The sequence below is a fragment of the Arenimonas terrae genome (genome assembly GCF_006265115.1).
Classification (GTDB): Bacteria; Pseudomonadota; Gammaproteobacteria; order Xanthomonadales; family Xanthomonadaceae; genus Arenimonas; species Arenimonas terrae.
Map to the genome: position 1 here is coordinate 142,656 of NZ_SMDR01000005.1, position 16,749 is coordinate 159,404.

The 16,749-nt window shown below is 70.4% G+C and carries 18 protein-coding genes; 8 read left to right on the forward strand and 10 right to left on the reverse strand.

What is annotated here, in order from left to right:
* Nucleotides 1–91: 91 nt before the first annotated feature.
* The gene (locus tag E1B00_RS15290; RefSeq protein ID WP_139450399.1) at nt 92–397 is read right to left on the reverse strand and encodes an NHLP-related RiPP peptide; all 306 of its coding nucleotides are present in this window, start codon (nt 395–397) and stop codon (nt 92–94) included.
* An 89-nt stretch (nt 398–486) separates the two neighbouring features.
* On the opposite strand from E1B00_RS15290, the gene E1B00_RS15295 reads away from it, so the two are divergent.
* Nucleotides 487–1,662 (forward strand): putative peptide maturation dehydrogenase, encoded by a 1,176-nt coding sequence (locus tag E1B00_RS15295; protein WP_139450401.1) that lies wholly within the window; start codon nt 487–489, stop codon nt 1,660–1,662.
* Between the two features lies 1 nt (nt 1,663).
* On the opposite strand, the gene E1B00_RS15300 is transcribed toward E1B00_RS15295, so the two are convergent.
* From E1B00_RS15300 to ubiK, 3 genes are all read right to left on the reverse strand, one after another.
* On the reverse strand, nt 1,664–2,077 hold the full coding sequence (locus tag E1B00_RS15300; RefSeq protein ID WP_139450403.1) for a GFA family protein: 414 nt from the start codon (nt 2,075–2,077) through the stop codon (nt 1,664–1,666).
* Between the two features lie 71 nt (nt 2,078–2,148).
* On the reverse strand, nt 2,149–3,666 hold the full coding sequence (locus E1B00_RS15305; RefSeq protein WP_139450405.1) for a YifB family Mg chelatase-like AAA ATPase: 1,518 nt from the start codon (nt 3,664–3,666) through the stop codon (nt 2,149–2,151).
* 21 nt (nt 3,667–3,687) lie between these two features.
* Nucleotides 3,688–3,954 carry a ubiquinone biosynthesis accessory factor UbiK gene (gene ubiK, locus E1B00_RS15310; RefSeq protein ID WP_139450407.1) on the reverse strand — a complete coding sequence of 89 codons (267 nt, stop codon included), beginning with the start codon at nt 3,952–3,954 and terminating at the stop codon, nt 3,688–3,690.
* Between the two features lie 224 nt (nt 3,955–4,178).
* On the opposite strand from ubiK, the gene E1B00_RS15315 reads away from it, so the two are divergent.
* Genes E1B00_RS15315 through E1B00_RS15325 form a run of 3 tightly spaced genes read left to right on the forward strand, consistent with a single transcriptional unit; the run spans nt 4,179 to nt 6,359 of the window.
* Complete coding sequence (locus E1B00_RS15315; RefSeq protein WP_139450409.1) at nt 4,179–5,495, forward strand: ammonium transporter; 1,317 nt, start codon at nt 4,179–4,181, stop codon at nt 5,493–5,495.
* A gap of 19 nt (nt 5,496–5,514) precedes the next feature.
* Nucleotides 5,515–5,853: a P-II family nitrogen regulator gene (locus E1B00_RS15320; protein WP_139450412.1), complete on the forward strand. Its 339-nt coding sequence runs from the start codon at nt 5,515–5,517 to the stop codon at nt 5,851–5,853.
* Complete coding sequence (locus E1B00_RS15325) at nt 5,850–6,359, forward strand: hypothetical protein (protein ID WP_139450414.1); 510 nt, start codon at nt 5,850–5,852, stop codon at nt 6,357–6,359. Before E1B00_RS15320 ends, E1B00_RS15325 begins: the two co-directional genes overlap by 4 nt.
* 87 nt (nt 6,360–6,446) lie before the next feature.
* Here the strand turns inward: E1B00_RS15325 and speE are convergent, their stop codons facing one another.
* Nucleotides 6,447–7,307, reverse strand: coding sequence for a polyamine aminopropyltransferase (gene speE / locus E1B00_RS15330; RefSeq protein WP_139450415.1), 861 nt, complete (start codon nt 7,305–7,307; stop codon nt 6,447–6,449).
* A 157-nt stretch (nt 7,308–7,464) separates the two neighbouring features.
* Between speE and speA the strand changes: the two genes are divergently transcribed.
* Both speA and E1B00_RS15340 read left to right on the forward strand, forming a co-directional pair.
* Nucleotides 7,465–9,369: an arginine decarboxylase gene (speA, locus tag E1B00_RS15335; protein WP_139450417.1), complete on the forward strand. Its 1,905-nt coding sequence runs from the start codon at nt 7,465–7,467 to the stop codon at nt 9,367–9,369.
* Nucleotides 9,366–10,226, forward strand: a complete 861-nt coding sequence (locus E1B00_RS15340) for an NAD(P)-dependent oxidoreductase (RefSeq protein WP_139450419.1) — start codon at nt 9,366–9,368, stop codon at nt 10,224–10,226. The genes speA and E1B00_RS15340 overlap by 4 nt, the downstream gene beginning before the upstream one ends.
* Here the strand turns inward: E1B00_RS15340 and E1B00_RS15345 are convergent.
* From E1B00_RS15345 to radC, 5 genes are all read right to left on the reverse strand, one after another.
* Entirely contained in the window at nt 10,204–10,590 is a 387-nt protein-coding gene (locus tag E1B00_RS15345) for a hypothetical protein (RefSeq protein WP_139450423.1), read from the reverse strand. The two genes, E1B00_RS15340 and E1B00_RS15345, sit on opposite strands and share 23 nt — an antisense overlap.
* A 29-nt stretch (nt 10,591–10,619) precedes the next feature.
* The gene (locus tag E1B00_RS15350) at nt 10,620–11,210 is read right to left on the reverse strand and encodes an SPOR domain-containing protein (protein WP_139450424.1); all 591 of its coding nucleotides are present in this window, start codon (nt 11,208–11,210) and stop codon (nt 10,620–10,622) included.
* The gene (argS, locus tag E1B00_RS15355) at nt 11,210–12,973 is read right to left on the reverse strand and encodes an arginine--tRNA ligase (RefSeq protein WP_139450426.1); all 1,764 of its coding nucleotides are present in this window, start codon (nt 12,971–12,973) and stop codon (nt 11,210–11,212) included. The genes E1B00_RS15350 and argS overlap by 1 nt, the downstream gene beginning before the upstream one ends.
* Nucleotides 12,974–13,173: 200 nt before the next feature.
* Nucleotides 13,174–14,217 carry a hypothetical protein gene (locus E1B00_RS15360; RefSeq protein ID WP_139450428.1) on the reverse strand — a complete coding sequence of 348 codons (1,044 nt, stop codon included), beginning with the start codon at nt 14,215–14,217 and terminating at the stop codon, nt 13,174–13,176.
* Nucleotides 14,218–14,288: 71 nt separating this feature from the next.
* Nucleotides 14,289–14,963: a RadC family protein gene (radC, locus tag E1B00_RS15365; protein ID WP_139450430.1), complete on the reverse strand. Its 675-nt coding sequence runs from the start codon at nt 14,961–14,963 to the stop codon at nt 14,289–14,291.
* A gap of 95 nt (nt 14,964–15,058) precedes the next feature.
* On the opposite strand from radC, the gene coaBC reads away from it, so the two are divergent.
* Both coaBC and dut read left to right on the forward strand, forming a co-directional pair.
* Complete coding sequence (coaBC, locus tag E1B00_RS15370; protein WP_139450432.1) at nt 15,059–16,264, forward strand: bifunctional phosphopantothenoylcysteine decarboxylase/phosphopantothenate--cysteine ligase CoaBC; 1,206 nt, start codon at nt 15,059–15,061, stop codon at nt 16,262–16,264.
* Nucleotides 16,261–16,719: a dUTP diphosphatase gene (gene dut, locus E1B00_RS15375; protein ID WP_139450434.1), complete on the forward strand. Its 459-nt coding sequence runs from the start codon at nt 16,261–16,263 to the stop codon at nt 16,717–16,719. Before coaBC ends, dut begins: the two co-directional genes overlap by 4 nt.
* Nucleotides 16,720–16,749 lie beyond the last annotated feature (30 nt).

Here is a 16,749-nt window from a genome sequence, read left to right on the forward strand (position 1 = left end):
TTGGCGCATCGCGCCGAAAAGTTGAAAAGGCGCGACCTTTGCCCCGGCGCTCCCCGGCGGCCGGTGATCGCGGTGTGTCGCGGGCCTGGGTTCAGGCGACGCGTTTGCCGGCGGCAGGATTGATCTCGAGGGTGATCGGCGAATGGCCGGCGCGTTCGGCGGTGATCTGGCGGAACAACGCGGCGTGGCTGCTGCGCACCGATTCCTTGCTGGCCAGGGTGTCGACCGACAGGCACTTCCAGATTCCCGCCGTCACGCCCGCATCCGCGGCTGCCGCGAAACCGAGCTCCGCCAGTGCGGCACGCGCGTCGGCAGCGAAGCGGTCGCGGAAGGCGTCGTCATTGCCCAGCTTGTGCAGCAGGTCGAGCGCGATCGGTTCGGGTAGCGAAAACGACATGGCGGATCCTCGATAGGCGCTTGGCGGCGCGCTTGCAAGATAAACCGCTGGGCTGGCACTGTCACCAGCCCCTCTGCCGAGCCTCCGCCATGCGCCTGCGCCGCTGCACCCACCTGATGGTCGAGCTGGACCAGGAGCCGCGCTTCGAGTTCTCGACCCTGCTTTCGGGCGGCGACGGCTTGGACCGCAGCCCGCGCTGGCGGGCCTATGCGCCGCACCTGACGGAGCCGGCGACGATCGGGCTGGAGGCGCTGGCCCTGCTGCAGACGGTCTCCCGGGACGACTGGGTTGCAAGGGAGGATCTGGAGCGCGGCCAGGCTGCGGACGTCGTCGCCGCCCTGCTGGCGGCCGGCCTGCTGATCCCCGACAGCGATGCGGAGGCGGTCGCCCGCGACCAGGCGGCCCGCGACATCGCCTGGTGGCCGCCGGCCTTGATCGCCCATGCCCACGGCGGCTGGGGCGACGTGGACATCCAGGCGCGCAACCAGAGCGGACTGATGCTGAGCAGCCAGCAGATGGTCGACGCTTTCGGGGCCGCGCCGGAGCCGGCGTACCGGCGGTCGCCCGCAGCCGAGCCGGTCGCGCTGGCCGCGCCGGCCCGCAGCGACTTCGACGAACTGCTCGCGGCACGGCGGACTTGCCGGAACTTCGACGGTGCGGCGGTGCTGGGCCGCACCGACTTCGCGACGATGATGCGGCGGGTCTGGGGCGCGATCGGCACCCGTGAACTCGCGCCCGGCGCGGTGGCGGTGAAGAAGAACAGCCCGGCCGGCGGCGGCCTGCATGCGGTCGAGGCCTATGTGCTGGTGCAGCGGGTCGAGGGCCTGGCCCCCGGGATCTACCACTACCTGGCGATGGAGCACGCGCTTGAGCCGCTGCGCACGCTGACGGCGGAAGACGCCGCGAGCTGGGCGCACCGTTTCGTCGCGGGCCAGGACTGGTTCAACAACGCGCCGGTGATGGTGGTGATGACGGCGCGCTTCGACCGGCTGTTCTGGAAGTACCGGCGACACACCAAGGCCTGGCGGGTGGTGCACCTGGACGTCGGGCACCTGTCGCAGACCATGTACCTGTCGGCCACCGAGCGGGGGCTGGGCTGTTTCGTCACCGCGGCGATCAACGACCGCGCGGTGGAGGAAGCGCTGGCGCTGCCGGCGTTGCGCGAGGGGCCGATCGCGATCGTCGGCTTCGGTGCCCGTTCGGGCGAGGTCCGCACGATGGAGCTGGAGGTGTTCGAGCCGGTCCGGCCGGCGAACGCGGGCTGAGTCAGCCGCCGAGTCCGCCCACGCGCTTGAGGCCGTCGTCGCCGACCTGCAGCCAGGGCACGTGGTCGTCGTAGGAGACGTGCACCTGCGGTTCGCGGTCGAGCGGGCCGTCGAAGTTGCTGCGCACGATGTGCAGCTCGCCGGGCCAGCGTTCGGAGCGGAAGAACAGCGTGGTGCCGCAGCGGCTGCAGAAGCCGCGTCCGGCGCCGGGCGAGGATTCGTACCAGTGCAGCCGCGACTGGGAGTCGTCGAAACGAACCGCTTCGGACTTGAAACCCACCCAGGTCACCAGCGGCGCGCCGTGGGCGCGACGGCACATCGAGCAGTGGCAGTGCGCGACCCATTTGCTGGGGAGCTGCGCTTGGAAGCGCAGGTCGCCGCAGAGGCAGCTTCCGGTGGTCGTCGTCGCAGTCATGGGCGGTACCTCCGGGCACAGGCTAGCGCAATGCGGCGCAGGGCCGGGTAATCAGTCCCAGGCCGTGCGCCTCAGCTTCGGCCGGGCGCCGGGCCGCGGTCGAGCAGGCGGTAGCCGATGGCTTCGGCCAGGTGCGGGGTGAGGATGGGGTCGGACGCATCGAGGTCGGCGATGCTGCGGGCCACGCGCAGGATGCGGTGCATGGCGCGGGCCGAGAGCTGCAGCGATTCCATCGCCTGCTCCAGCAGCTGCTGGTCGCGGGGCGCCAGCCGGCAGTGCCGTTCGGTCTGCGCCTGCGACAGCTGTGCGTTCACGGTGCCCGCGCGCGCCTGCTGGCGTTCGCGCGCGGCCAGCACGCGCCCGCGCACCGTGGCCGTGGCTTCGCCGCGCGGTGCGTCGGGGCGCAGGTCCATCGCGGGCAGGCGCGGCACCGCCAGCTGCAGGTCGATGCGGTCGAGCAGCGGGCCGGAGAGTTTGCCGCGGTAGCGCTGCACCACGTCTTCGCTGCAGCGGCAGCGGCCGGACGGATCGCCAGCCCAGCCGCAGGGGCAGGGGTTCATCGCCGCGACCAGCTGGAAACGCGCCGGGAATTCCGCCTGGCGTGCCGCCCGCGACACCGTCACCACGCCCGACTCCAGCGGCTGGCGCAGCATGTCCAGGGTGTGCCGCGACCATTCGGCGAGCTCGTCGAGGAACAGCACGCCGTTGTGCGCCAGCGAGATCTCGCCCGGGCGCGGGTCGCCGCCGCCGCCGGTGATCGCGACCGCGCTGGCGAGGTGGTGCGGCGCGCGGAAGGGCCGGCGGCGCCACTGCGCCAGGTCGATGCCTTGCCGGCTGACCGAATGCACGGCGGCGGTTTCCAGCGCCTGGGCTTCGTCGGGGTCGGGCAGCAGGCCGGGCAGCCGCGCAGCGAGCAGGGTCTTGCCGCAGCCCGGCGGCCCGATCAGCAGCAGGTGGTGGCCGCCGGCGGCGGCGATTTCCAGCGCGCGCCGGGCGGCGGCCTGCCCGCGCACATCGGCCAGGTCGGGGTAGCGCGGCGCCTCGGCCAGGGCCGGGCGTTCGGCGCGCGGCAGCGGATGGGTGTCCTGCAGGAAACCGCAGACCTCGAGCAGGGTGCGGGCGGTCCAGGCGCGGCCGCCGGCGGCCAGCGCCGCCTCGGCGCCGTTGGCCGCCGGCACGATCAGACGGCGGCCTTCGCGCGCGGCCGCGAGCGCAGCCGGCAGCACGCCGTCCACCGGCTTGAGTTCGCCGGTGAGCGCCAGTTCGCCCAGCACCTCGACGTCGGCCAGGGCCTGCACCGGCAGCTGGCCGCTGGCGGCGAGGATGCCCAGGGCGATGGCCAGGTCGTAGCGTCCGCCCTCCTTGGGCAGATCGGCCGGCGCCAGATTGACGGTGATGCGCCGCTGCGGGAACTCGAACTGGGCGTTGGCCAGGGCCGAACGCACACGCTCGCGGCTTTCGCGCACGGCGGTGGCCGGCAGCCCGACCAGGGTGAAGTTGGGCAGGCCGCCACCCAGGTGCACCTCGACCCGGACGGCGGGCGCAAACACGCCGACCCGGGCGCGGCTGTGCGCCAGCGCCAGGTTCATGGCTTCGGGGTGCCGTGCGGTTTAGTTCTTCGACGCGCCGGGTTCGGCCAGCCGCGCCTCGAGCACGGTGATCGCGCGCTCCATGGCGTCGAGCTTCTCGCGGGTGCGCAGCAGTACCGCGCGCTGCACTTCGAACTCCTCGCGCGTGACCAGGTCGAGCTTGCCCAGGCCGGCCTGCAGGGTGGCCTTGAAGTTCTGCTCCAGGTCGGCGCGCGCGTCCTTCAGGCCCGGGGGCACGAGATCGGACAACTTGCGGGCGAGGTCGTCGAGGTTCTTGAGGTCGATCATGGGATGGGGCTCCGGTGGGCGCCCCCACGATGCGCCGGATGCGGCGTCGAAGGCAGGGGAGATTCCGCCAGCGGGCGGTAGGAAAACGCCGGAAGCAGCATCGGCCGGCGTGGGCCCACAAATAGACCACGACTCCGGTGAGCAATCAATCCGTCATCGGTGGGTCATGGTTCAGTCGCTCTCCCCCGAGTACCCCTTCCCTCAGCGTCAGGAGGCAGTCCCTTATGGTTTCCGTAAAGTTCCTGCGACATCTGGGCATCCTCGCCCTGCTGACTCCACTCCCTGCCCTGGCCGCGCCCCCGGTGCTCAATACCGGCGACACCGCCTGGATGATCGTGGCCACGCTCCTCGTGCTGATGATGACCCTCCCGGGCCTGGCCCTGTTCTACGCCGGCATGGTCCGGTCCAAGAACGTGCTGTCGGTGCTGATCCAGTGTTTCGCCATCACCGCCCTGATCACGGTGCTGTGGGTGGCCTACGGCTACAGCCTGGTGTTCGACACCACCGGCATGGAGAAGGGGGTGGTGAACTTCAACTCCTTCGTCGGTGGCTTCGGCAAGGCCTGGCTGGCCGGGCTGGGCACGGACAGTCTTTCCTACGCCATCCCGGAAAGCGTGTTCGCCACCTTCCAGATGACCTTCGCCATCATCACCCCGGCCCTGATCGTCGGCGCCTTCGCCGAGCGCATGAAGTTCTCGGCCCTGCTGGTGTTCATGGCCCTGTGGTTCACCCTCGTGTACGCACCCATCGCGCACATGGTCTGGAGCGGCGACGGCGGCCTGATGTGGGACTGGGGCGTGCTCGACTTCGCCGGCGGCACCGTGGTGCACATCAATGCCGGCATCGCCGGCCTGGTGGCGGCCCTGGTGCTGGGCAAGCGCAAGGGCTACCCGACGGTGGCGATGCCGCCGCACAACCTGGGCTACACCGTGATCGGCGCCAGCCTGCTGTGGGTGGGCTGGTTCGGCTTCAACGCCGGGTCGGCGGTGGCGGCCAACGGCACCGCGGGCATGGCCATGCTGGTCACCCAGGTGGCCACCGCGGCCGCGGCCCTGACCTGGATGTTCGCCGAATGGGTGATCCACAAGAAAGCCAGCGTGCTGGGCATCGTCTCGGGCGCGGTCGCCGGCCTGGTGGCGATCACCCCGGCCTCGGGCACGGCCGGCCCGATCGGCGCGCTGGCCATCGGCGCCTCCGCCGGCCTGGTCTGCTTCGTGTTCTCGACCAGCATCAAACGGTCGCTGGGTTACGACGACTCGCTGGACGTGTTCGGCGTGCACGCCATCGGCGGCATCGTCGGCGCGATCCTGACCGGCGTGTTCGCGGCGCCGGCCCTGGGCGGCTTCGGCACGGTCACCGACATCGGAGCCCAGGTCTGGGTGCAGGTGAAGGGCGTGGGCTTCACCATCGCCTACACGGCCGTCGCGACGCTTGTCATACTCAAGGCCATCCAGTGGACGATCGGCCTGCGGGTCAGCGAGGAAGCCGAAAGCGAAGGCCTCGACATCGCCCTGCACAACGAACGCGGCTACAACCTTTGAGGACCAGGGAGCTAATTAAATGAAAATGGTCATGGCCATCATCAAGCCATTCAAGCTCGACGACGTCCGCGAAGCGCTGAGCGAAGTCGGCGTCACCGGCGTCACCGTCACCGAGGTCAAGGGCTTCGGCCGGCAGAAGGGCCACACGGAGCTCTACCGCGGCGCCGAGTACGTGGTCGACTTCCTGCCCAAGATCAAGCTCGAGGTCGCGGTCACCACCGACCAGGTCGAGCGCGTGGTCGAGGCGATCCAGTCGGCGGCCAACACCGGCAAGATCGGTGACGGCAAGATCTTCGTCTACGAGCTGGAGAAGGTGCTGCGCATCCGCACGGGCGAGCTGGACGGCGACGCGCTGTGATTGCCCGCATGCGCCGGCGGAGCCGGTTTTTTGTCGCGCTGTTTGCTGGCGCGATGTCGACAGGCTCCGTCGGTGCGCGTGACATCATTCCACCGCCAGCGGTTTCGCCACCGGCACCGGAGGCGCTGCCGTTCGAACCAAAGTACCCGATCGAGGCCAGGGTCAAGCTTGGCGAGTGCGAACCGTACACGCAGGACGACGCCATCGTTGTTGAGCGCCTTGCCGGCGGTGGTCTGCGCGTCAGCCAGTGCTTGGTGGGTTATGGCGAATGGATTCCCACCGAGGAAGTCCGTGTATTGCAGCAGGGCGGCCGACTACGCATTTCCTTCCTCGACCACAGCCGGCCCTACGAGCATGACGACGCGGTTCCTGGCTGCAGCTCGACGCTTCGTCTGATAGTAGAAGTCGACACAACGGTCGCGCCTGTGACTAGCGTTTCGATAGAAGGCTGGCGTGTGAGGGCCGAGGGCACCACGTCCACGACTTTGAGCCAGGATGCGTCATAGTCCGAGTTCCGAAAGCAGTGATGAGCGAAAAACCCGCCGGCGCCTCGACGGCGCCGGCCTTCTTATGGCTGCGGATCTGCGGTGGCGTCAGTCGCCCAGCGCCTTCTGCATGATCGGCGGCATGGCCAGTGCGCCCTGGTGCACGTCGGCGGTGTAGTACTGGGTGTCGAAGCCCTTGGCGGCGGCGTCGGCCTTGCGGAACTGCGTGAGGTCGCGCTTTTCCTTGGAGGCGATGGTGCAGCTCCACCAGCCGGTCGGGTAACACGGCTGCGGGAAGGGCAGGGTGCGGTAGCTGACGAAACCGGCCTCGGTCATGGCCTGGCGCATGTCCAGGATCAGCTGCATCAGGGCCAGCGGAGATTCGCTCTGCTGCACCAGCAGGCCGCCCGGGCGCAGGGCGCGCAGGCAGGTTTCGTAGAAGGCCTTGTTGAATAGGCCCTCGGCCGGGCCGACCGGGTCGGTGGAGTCGACGATGATCACGTCGATGGATTCCGGCGCGGCATTCTTCATGTAGGCGATGCCGTCGTCGAACATCACGGTGGCGCGCGGATCGCTGTTGGACTCGCACAGTTCCGGGAAATACTTCTCGGCCATGCGCGTCACCTGCTCGTCGATGTCGCACTGCACGGCGGTGCGTACGCCGGCGTGGCGCAGCACTTCGCGCAGGGTGCCGCAGTCGCCGCCGCCGATGATCACCACGTCCTTGGGATCGGCGTGGGTGAACAGCGGCGCGTGCGCCATCATCTCGTGGTAGAAGAAGTTGTCGCGCGTGGTCACCATCATGGCGCCGTCGATGAGCATGACGTTGCCCCAGTCGGTGCTCTCGTACATCTCGATCTTCTGGAACGGCGACTGCACTTCGTCGAGCTTGCGGGCCATGCGCAGGCCGAAGGCCGAGCCGGTGTGCTCGAAGTTCTCGTGCAACCACGTCGAGGAAGAGGAAGTCATCGTTTTTCCAGATAGGTTCGTAGACGGGGCCGCATTGTAGCGGATCGCGCTTTTCACGAAGATTTCCGCCCCCGCCAGCCACCCGGGGCAGGCGAACATGAACCCGCCACCCCCGGGGGGTACAATGCGCCCCCCAACCACCCCCGGAACGCCGCCCATGCCCGCCTGGTCCCTCGACCGCGCCCGCCACACCTACTCCGTGCCCTACTGGAGCGAGGGTTATTTCGACGTGGACGGCGCCGGCCATATGGTGGTGCGCCCGCGCGGCGTCGACGGCCCGAAGCTGTCGCTGCCGGCCGTGGTCGGCCAGGCCACCGACGCCGGCCTGAAGCTGCCGCTGCTGCTGCGCTTCTCCGACATCCTCGGCGACCGCCTGGGCAAGCTGCAGGCCGCCTTCGGCCGCGCCATGGCCGAGCTGGACTACCGGGGCGGCTACACCGCCGTGTACCCGATCAAGGTCAACCAGCACCGCGGCGTCGCCGGCGAGCTGGCGGCCGCGGGCGGCGAAGGGTTTGGGCTGGAAGCGGGTTCCAAGCCGGAGCTGATGGCGGTGCTGGGGCTGGCGAAGCCGGGAAGCCTCGTCATCTGCAATGGCTACAAGGACAGGGAATTCATCCGGCTTGCGCTCATTGGCCGCAAGCTCGGCCTGGAGACCTTCATCGTCATCGAGAAGCCGTCCGAGCTGGCGATGGTGATCGAGGAAGCGAAGGCGCTGGGCGTGAAGCCGGGCCTGGGCGTGCGCATGCGCCTGGCCTCGCTGGGCGCCGGCAAGTGGCAGAACAGCGGCGGCGACAAGGCCAAGTTCGGCCTCTCGCCGCGCCAGGTGCTGGACTTGGTGGCGCGCCTGAAGGCGGCCGGCATGCTCGACGCGCTGCAGTTGCTGCACTTCCACATGGGCTCGCAGATCTCGAACGTGCGCGACATCGCCAACGGCATGCGCGAGGCGGTGCGTTATTTCGTCGAGCTGTCGAAAATGGGCCTGAACATCCGCTTCATGGACTCCGGCGGCGGGCTGGGCGTGGACTACGAAGGCACGCGTTCGCGCGGTTTCTGCTCGATCAACTACGGCCTGGACCAGTACGCACACACCCTGCTGCAGCCGCTGGCCGAAGCCTGCGCCGAGTTCGGCCTGACGCCGCCGCGCATGGTCACCGAAGCCGGCCGCGCCATGACCGCGCACCACGCGGTGATGGTGGTGAACGTGTCCGAAGTCGAGCGCGCGCCGGAAGGTTCGGTGCCCGGCGCGGCGGCCAACGAGCCGGCCGTGGTGCGCCACCTGCGCGAAATCCACGCCGCGCTCGACGAGCGCCCGGCGCTGGAGCTCTACCACGAGGCCCAGCACCACCTGGCCGAGGGCCAGGCGCTGTACTCGCTGGGCCAGCTCACGCTCGACCAGCGCGCGATGCTCGACGACCTGTTCTACGCCATCGCCCACGCCGTGCGCGCCCGCCTCACCGGCGAGGAGCGCAGCCACCGCGACGCGCTGGACGAGCTCAACGAGCGCCTGGTGGACAAGTACTTCGTCAACTTCTCGGTGTTCGAGTCGATCCCGGACGTGTGGGCGATCGACCAGGTCTTTCCGATCGTGCCGATCGCGCGCCTGGACGAGGCGCCGGACCGCCGCGGCGTGATCGCCGACCTGACCTGCGACTCCGACGGCCGCATCGACACCTATGTCGAATCCGAGGCGCTCGATTCCTCGCTGCCGCTGCACTCGCCGCGCGCCGGCGAAAGTTACCGCCTGGGCATCTTCATGGTCGGCGCCTACCAGGAGACCCTGGGCGACATCCACAACCTGTTCGGCGACACCGACACGGCCAACGTGCAGCTCGACGCGCAGGGCGGCTATTCGGTGACGCGCCAGCGCAAGGGCGACACCACCGACGTGATGCTCGACTATGTCGGTTACGACCTGGCCGAGCTGCGCGCCGCGTACAGGGCCAAGGTGGATGCCGCGTCGCTGGGTTCCGACGAAGCCGCGAAGGTGCTTGCGGCGCTCGAGACCGGCCTGACCGGCTACACCTACCTGCACGAAGAGCATGCGTCGGGAGGCCAGGCATGAGCACCGGTTTCATCGGCCTGGGCGCGATGGGCGCGCCGATGGCCGGCCACCTGGCCTCGCGCGGGCAGCTGTCGGTGATCGACAACCGCACGCGCAACAAGGCCGACGCGCTGGCCGCGCAGCTGGGCGTGCGCGCCGCGGCGACGCATGCCGATTTCGCCGGCTGCACGGTGGTCGCGCTGTGCGTGTCCATGGATGCCGACGTGCTGCAGCAGGTCGAGGCGCTGGCGGCCGTGCTCAAGCCCGGCAGCGTGGTGGTCGACCACAGCACGGTGTCGGTGGAGACCGCGAAGGCCGCGCAGGCGCGGCTGGCCGCGCAGGGCATCGGCTTCCTCGACGCGCCCGTTTCCGGCGGCGTCGAAGGCGCGCGCAACGGAAAACTTTCGGTGATGGTGGGGGGCGACGCCGCCGACCTCGAGATCGCGCGGCCGGTGCTCGAGGCCTATGCGGCCCGCATCACCCACATGGGCGGCACCGGTTCGGGCCAGGCCACCAAGGCGGTGAACCAGGTGCTGGTCGCCGGCATCAACGAAGCCGTGTGCGAAGGCCTGGCCCTGGGCGAAAAGCTCGGCCTAGACCCGGACAAACTGCTGCCGACCCTGATGGCCGGCGCGGCCGGCAACTGGTTCCTGGAGAAACGCGGCGCGACCCTGCTGCGCAACCAGTTCACGCCGGGCTTCAAGTGCGGGCACCTGCTCAAGGACCTGCGCATCGTGCACGGCATGGCCCGCACGGCCGGCATCCGCGCGCCGGTCATCGAACAGGCGCTGGCGGATTATTCCGAGCTGGTGCAGCGGGGCGAAGCCGACGCCGACACGTCGGCGCTGATCCTGCTCAAGCGGCAGGGTGGCGGCTGACCCAGTCCAGCGCGCTCTGTTCGTCGAAGAACAGGCGCAGGAAGTGGATGCCCAGGTTGCCGCACTGGATGGCGTAGAACTCGAAGTCCGCGCGCGAGGGCGAATCCGGGCTGATCAGGATGGCGATGCGCAGGTCGGCGCCGAAGCCGGCGTCTTCGCCGCGCTTGGGCATGTCGAAGATTTCCGCCGTGCCCAGCACCAGCCGGGTGCGGCGGTGGTCGATCAGGAAGCGCGCGCAGCGGTGCTGGTGGCCGGCCATCACCGCGTCGCGGGTCAGCTGGCGCAGCTGCAGCCGGTCGGCGGGGCCTTCGGCCGTCACCCGCACCACGCCGCGATCTTCGAGATGGTCGACGGTCCAGCCCATGGCCTGCGTGGACGCCTCCGGTTCCGGTGCTACTGGGCGCGGATCGCCACGGCGTCGATGCCGTGGCTGCCCAGCGCCTGCTTGGCCGCCGCCAGTGTACTGGCATTGGGGTAGGGCCCCAGGCGCACGCGGTAGATCGTGCCGCCCTGGATCTCGGCCGACTCCACGCGGGCCACTTCGCCGGTCAGGGCGATGCGGGCCTTGAGCGCCTCGGCGTCCGAGGACGAGCGGAAGGCGCCGGCCTGGATCAGGTAGCGCGGGCCGTCGGCGGCCTCGGGCGCGGTCTCTTCGGCCGGCTTGGCGGCTTCGGCCTGGGCCTGGGCGCTGAGTTCGGCGTCGGGAATGATGACTTCCTTGTCGCGCAGCACGTCGTAGAACTCGTACTTGGGCTTCTTCGGCTCCGGCGCGTCCTGGGCCACCGGCTCTTCGGACGCGGCCGGCGCGCGCGCCTCGGGGTTGGGCTTGGGCAGCAGGCTGCCGGCCTCGCTCCACTGGCCACGCAGCAGCAGGCCGACCGTGATCACCGCGCCGATCAGCAGGCCGACCAGCAGCCAGACCCAGCCCGGAGTGCCCTGGCCGCCGCTGCGGCGGGCCTGGTTCTTGTTGGAACGTCGTGCCATTACATGGTCTCCGGGGCGGACACGCCGAGCAGGGCCAGGCCGTTGGCCAGGACCTGCTGGGTGGCCTTGGCCAGGCCCAGGCGCGCGTTGCGCACGTCTTCCTCGGCGCTGAGGATGGGCTGGTCGTCGTAGAAGGCGTGCAGCGCGGCGGCGGTCTCGCGCAGGTAGTTCACCAGCACCTGCGGCGCGCGCTTTTCGGCGGCGGCCTCGATGGCCTCCGGGAAGCGCATCAGTTCGTCCAGCAGGTCGAGCTCTTTCGGCTCCACCAGGCGCTGGCGCGCGGCTTCGGCGGCGCTGCGGTGGTAGCTGAGCTGCTTCTCGGCCAGGGTGCGGAACAGACGGCAGATGCGCGCGTGGGCGTACTGCACGTAATAGACCGGGTTGTCCTTGCTGTGGCTCTTGGCCAGGTCGAGGTCGAAGTCCAGGTGCTGGTCGTTGCCGCGCATGACGTAGAAGAAACGCGCCGCGTCGGTGCCCACTTCCTCGCGCAGCTCGCGCAGGGTGACGAAGCTGCCGGCGCGCGTGGACATCTGCACGCGCTCGCCGCCGCGGAACAGGATGGCGAACTGCACCAGCTCGACGTCGATGCGCGACGGATCCAGGCCCAGGCCCTTGGCCGCGGCCTTCAGGCGCGCGATGTAGCCGTGGTGGTCGGCGCCGAAGATGTAGATCGCGCGCTCGAAGCCGCGCTCGAACTTGCTCAGCAGGTAGCCGAGGTCGGAGGCGAAGTAGGTGGTGACGCCGTTTTCGCGGCGCACGACGCGGTCCTTGTCGTCGCCGAAGTCGGTGGCGCGGAACCAGAGCGCGCCCTCCTGTTCGTACAGGTGGCCGTTGGCCTGCAGGGTCGCGATGGCGCGATCCACGTAGCCGTCGGTCATCAGCGAACGTTCGGAGAAGAAGTTGTCGTGGTGCACGCCGAAGCCGGCGAGGTCGTCGCGGATGTCGGCCAGGCACCAGTTCAGGCCGGCCTCGAACACGCTGCGGTAGCCGGATTCGCCCAGCAGCTGCTTGGCGCGGGCGATCAGGGCGTCGACGTGGGTTTCCTTGTCGCCGCCCTGGCCTTCGTCGGCCGGCAGGCCGTCGGTGATCTCGATGGCGCCGCGGCGCAGCGAATCACCCGCCTTGGCGCGCAGGGCGCGGGCGATGTCGACGACGTATTCGCCCTTGTAGCCGTTGTCCGGGAAGCGCACGTTGACGCCGCCCAGCTCCTGGTAGCGCAGCCACACCGACACGGCCAGGATGTCCATCTGGCGGCCGGCGTCGTTGACGTAGTACTCGCGCTGGACCTTGTGGCCGGCCGCGTCGAGCAGGGCCGCGACGCTGGCGCCGTAGGCGGCACCGCGGCCGTGGCCGACGTGCAGCGGTCCATTCGGGTTGGCCGAGACGAATTCCACCGTCACCGACTCGCGGCTGCCGGCAGGCTGGCGGCCGTAATCCTTGCCCAGCTCGAAGACGCGCCGCACGGTGCCTAGGCGGCAGCCGCGGGCCAGCGTGAAGTTGATGAAGCCGGGGCCGGCGATGCTCACCTTCTCCACGTGCTGGGAGGTGGGCAGGGTGGCGACCAGCAGGTCGGCCAGTTCGCGCGGCTTCATGCCGGCCGGCTTGGCCAGCAGCAGGGCGATGTTGGTCGCATAGTCGCCGTGCTCGCGCGACTTGGTGCGTTCGATCACGAAGTCCGGCATCGCCAGGTCCTGGGCCAGACGGCCGTGCCGCCGCAGGTCCAGCAGGGACTGCGCCACCAGTTCGCGAAGATGCTCTTTCACGGGGTCGAATTCCGCATAGGGGAACTGCCTATTCTAGCGCGGGCGGGCGGGGGCGCTGTCACGCCGGTGTCACCGTGGCCGGGGACAATGCCCTCCGACACGCCTAGACATCGTGTTCCTCTCCCAATTGTCGGCCCGGTGTTCGCATCGGGATCCGGGGCAAGGACCGGCCTTCGGGCCGGTCTTTTTTTGCCTGGGACTCAGCCGCTTCCGCCCGTTTCGGCCTGGCACAGGGCCAGGAAGGCATCCAGCACGGCCTGGCCGCTGGCGGGGGGCTGGTCCTCGAAGCGCTGCAGCAGGCCCTGGCTGACGCGGCGGACCCGGGGGCCATTGGCCGCCTTGGCCGGCCCGAACACCCGCTCGCCCTCGCGTGAGCAGAACTGGTGCAGCTCGAAAAAATAATGGGTCTGGCCCCGGGTCAGGAAGCCCAGGCAGGACGGGGCGCTGGCGGCCCGGTCCAGGGCCCGGCCGGAGCGGCGCTCGCGCTCGCGGCACAGGCGCAGGGCGCTGCCGGCCAGCAGCAGGAAGTCCTCGCCGACGTTGGCGGTGTCCAGGTCGGCCGACAGGCGGGCCAGGCGTTCGCCGCGGCGGGCAGCGGCATCGGCGCGCCATTCCGGCCGCTCGCCGTCCAGCCACAGGCCCAGGCTGCGGGCCAGGGAGCCTCCGGCCGCGGTGGCCAGCTCGCCGCTGTCGGCATGCGGCAACGGCCTGGCGTCGAAGGTGCTGCCGGCGATCATCAGTTCCAGGGCGACGTAGAGGTCGCGGTCGCGCACGGGGTCGAAACCGCAGGCGGCCAGGATGCGGAAGGTCTCGGCGATGCTGGCCGCCTCGTTGCCGCCGACCGGCCCGGGCACGTCGAAGGTCTCGCGCTGGCGCAGGTCGTGGCAGGCGGCGAACAGCAGCAGGGCCAGCCAGTCGGCGGCGGGCAGGCCGCTGTCGCCCAGGCTGTCCATCACCTGCCCGAGCCGGCGCTCGCCGAGTTCGAGCACGTGGTCTTCGTTGTGGTAGTCGTGCGGGTCCTGACCGAAGCCGCCGTGGCGAAGGCCGAGCCGGCACAGCCCAAGCAGCGCGGCGTCGGCATGCTGCGGCGAGCCGGCCCCGGCAGTGGCCCGGTCGACCATGGCTTCGATGCGGGCTGGGATGTCGGGGCGCTGGTCCAGCAGCAGGCGCCGCGCGGAAGAAGGATCCGGCAGCGCGCGCTCGGCGGCGTCGGCGGCATACAGGCTGGAGTACCCGAGGATCACGCCCGCTCCTGGCTGCGGCGGCTTGCCGCCCGGGGAGTATACGCAGCGGCAGGCGGGGACCAGCCACCTGCCTAGAGCGCCCCCAGCCGGGCCATCGAACAGGGCGGGCCGTCGCCGATGATGAAGTGGTCCAGCAGCCTGACCTCGACCAGGGCCAGGGCCTGCTTGAGCCGGGCCGTCACCGCCCGGTCGGCGGCGCTGGGCTCGGCGCTGCCGCTGGGGTGGTTGTGTCCGATGATCACCGCCGCGGCGTGGTGCGCCAGGCAGCGCTGCACGACTTCGCGCGGATGCACCTCGGCCCCGTCGAGCGTGCCGCGGAACAGTTCCTCGAAGGCGATCACCCGGTGCCGGGTGTCCAGGAACAGGCAGGCGAAGACCTCGTAGGGCAGGGGCCGGAGCCGGCGTGCCAGATAGTCGCCGGCCAAGCCCGGTTCGGTCAGGGCCTCACCGCGGGCCAGGTGCTGCGCGAGGTGCCGGGTGCCGAGCTCCAGCGCACCGGCCAGCGCGCTGGCCCGGGCGGGCCCCAGACCCGGCAGTCTCGCCAGATCGGCGGCGGGCCGATCGAGCAGGCCACGCAGTCCGCCGCAGCGCTCCAGCAGCTGACGGCCCAGGTCCACCGCGGTCTGGCCCCGCGGCCCCGAGCCTAGGAACAGCGCCAGCAGTTCGGCATCCGACAGGCGCGGCGGGCCCAGGGCGAGGAGCTTCTCCCGGGGACGCTCACCTTCGGGCCAATCGCGTATCTGCATGGAGGCAGATTGCCGCCGCCGTCGCGCCGAGGGCATCGGTGCCGCGGAAGGCTTCGGGTAAGCTAGCGGCGCGCGATCACGTAGGGAAAGCACAGGTGGCCGAACTCCAGGGACAACGCATCCTGCTGGGCGTCAGCGGCGGCATCGCGGCCTACAAGGCGGCCGAGCTGGTGCGCCGGCTGCAGGACGCCGGCGCCGAGGTGCGGGTGGTGATGACCGCGTCGGCCCTGCACTTCGTCGGTGCGACCACATTCCAGGCGCTGTCGGGCCACCCGGTGCGCAGCTCGCTCTGGGACGAGGCGGCCGAAGCCGCGATGGGCCATATCGAACTCGCGCGCTGGGCCACCCGCGTGCTGATCGCCCCGGCCAGCGCCAACACGCTCGCCCGCCTGGCCCAGGGGCGCGCCAACGACCTGCTGAGCACGCTCTGCCTGGCCACCGAAGCGCCGCTCACCGTCGCGCCGGCGATGAACCGGGTGATGTGGGCGCATCCTGCCACCCAGACCAATGTCGCGACCCTGGTGGCGCGCGGCGTCGAAGTGCTCGGCCCCGCCACCGGCGACCAGGCCTGCGGCGAGGTCGGTGCCGGCCGCCTGCTCGAACCCGCCCAGATCGTCGCCGCGGTGATCGCCGGCGCGCCGCCGCCGCGCCTGGCCGGCCGCCGTCTGCTGGTCAGCGCCGGCCCGACCTTCGAGGACATCGACCCGGTGCGTTTCATCGGCAACCGCAGCTCGGGAAAGATGGGCTTCGCCGTCGCCGCCGCGGCCCGGGCGATGGGCGCGCAGGTGACCCTGGTCGCCGGTCCGGTCTCGCTGCCGACGCCGCCGGGCGTGCGCCGCATCGACGTGCGCCGCGCCGCCCAGATGCGCGATGCCGTGCTGGCGGAACTGCCCGGCCACGACATCTACCTGGGTGCCGCCGCGGTCGCCGACTACACGCCGGCCGAAACCCTGCCGCAGAAGATCAAAAAATCCGGGGAGACCCTGGCCATAACCCTGGTACGCACGGCCGACATCCTGGCCGAGGTCGCCGCGCATCCGCAGCGCCCGCGCCTGGTGGTCGGTTTCGCCGCCGAGACCCAGGACATGGAGGCTTACGCCCGCGACAAGCTGCACCGCAAGGGCCTGGACCTGATCGCCGCCAACGACGTCGGCCGCGCCGGCCAGGGTTTCGAATGCGACGACAACGCTCTGTCGGTGTTCTGGCGCGACGGCCGCCACGACATCGCGCACGGCCCCAAATCCCGCGTTGCCCGCGACCTGCTCTCCCTGGTGGCGGAACGCCTGGAGGCGCTGCGATGAGCCTGCAGGTCGAGTTCCGCTGCCTGGACGAACGCCTGGGCCGCGATTTTCCGCTGCCCGAATACGCCACCGCGCACTCGGCCGGCCTGGACCTGCGGGCCATGATCGACCAGGCCATCGAGCTGGCGCCCGGCGACGCCCAACTGGTGCCGACCGGCATGGCCATCCACATCGGCGACCCCGGTGTATGCGCGGTGATCCTGCCGCGCTCGGGCCTGGGCCACAAACAGGGGCTGGTGATGGGCAACCTGGTCGGGCTGATCGACGCCGACTATCAGGGCCCGCTGATGGTCAGCCTCTGGAATCGCGGCCGCTTACCGGTCACCATCACGCCGGGGGATCGCGTCGCCCAGCTGGTGTTTCTGCCCGTCGTGCGGGCGGTGTTCCACCAGGTGGACCAATTCGAACGCAGCGCGCGCGGCGAAGGTGGCTTCGGCCACACCGGCGTGCGCTGACGGAACGGCCAGGACGTTCCGGAACCAGGG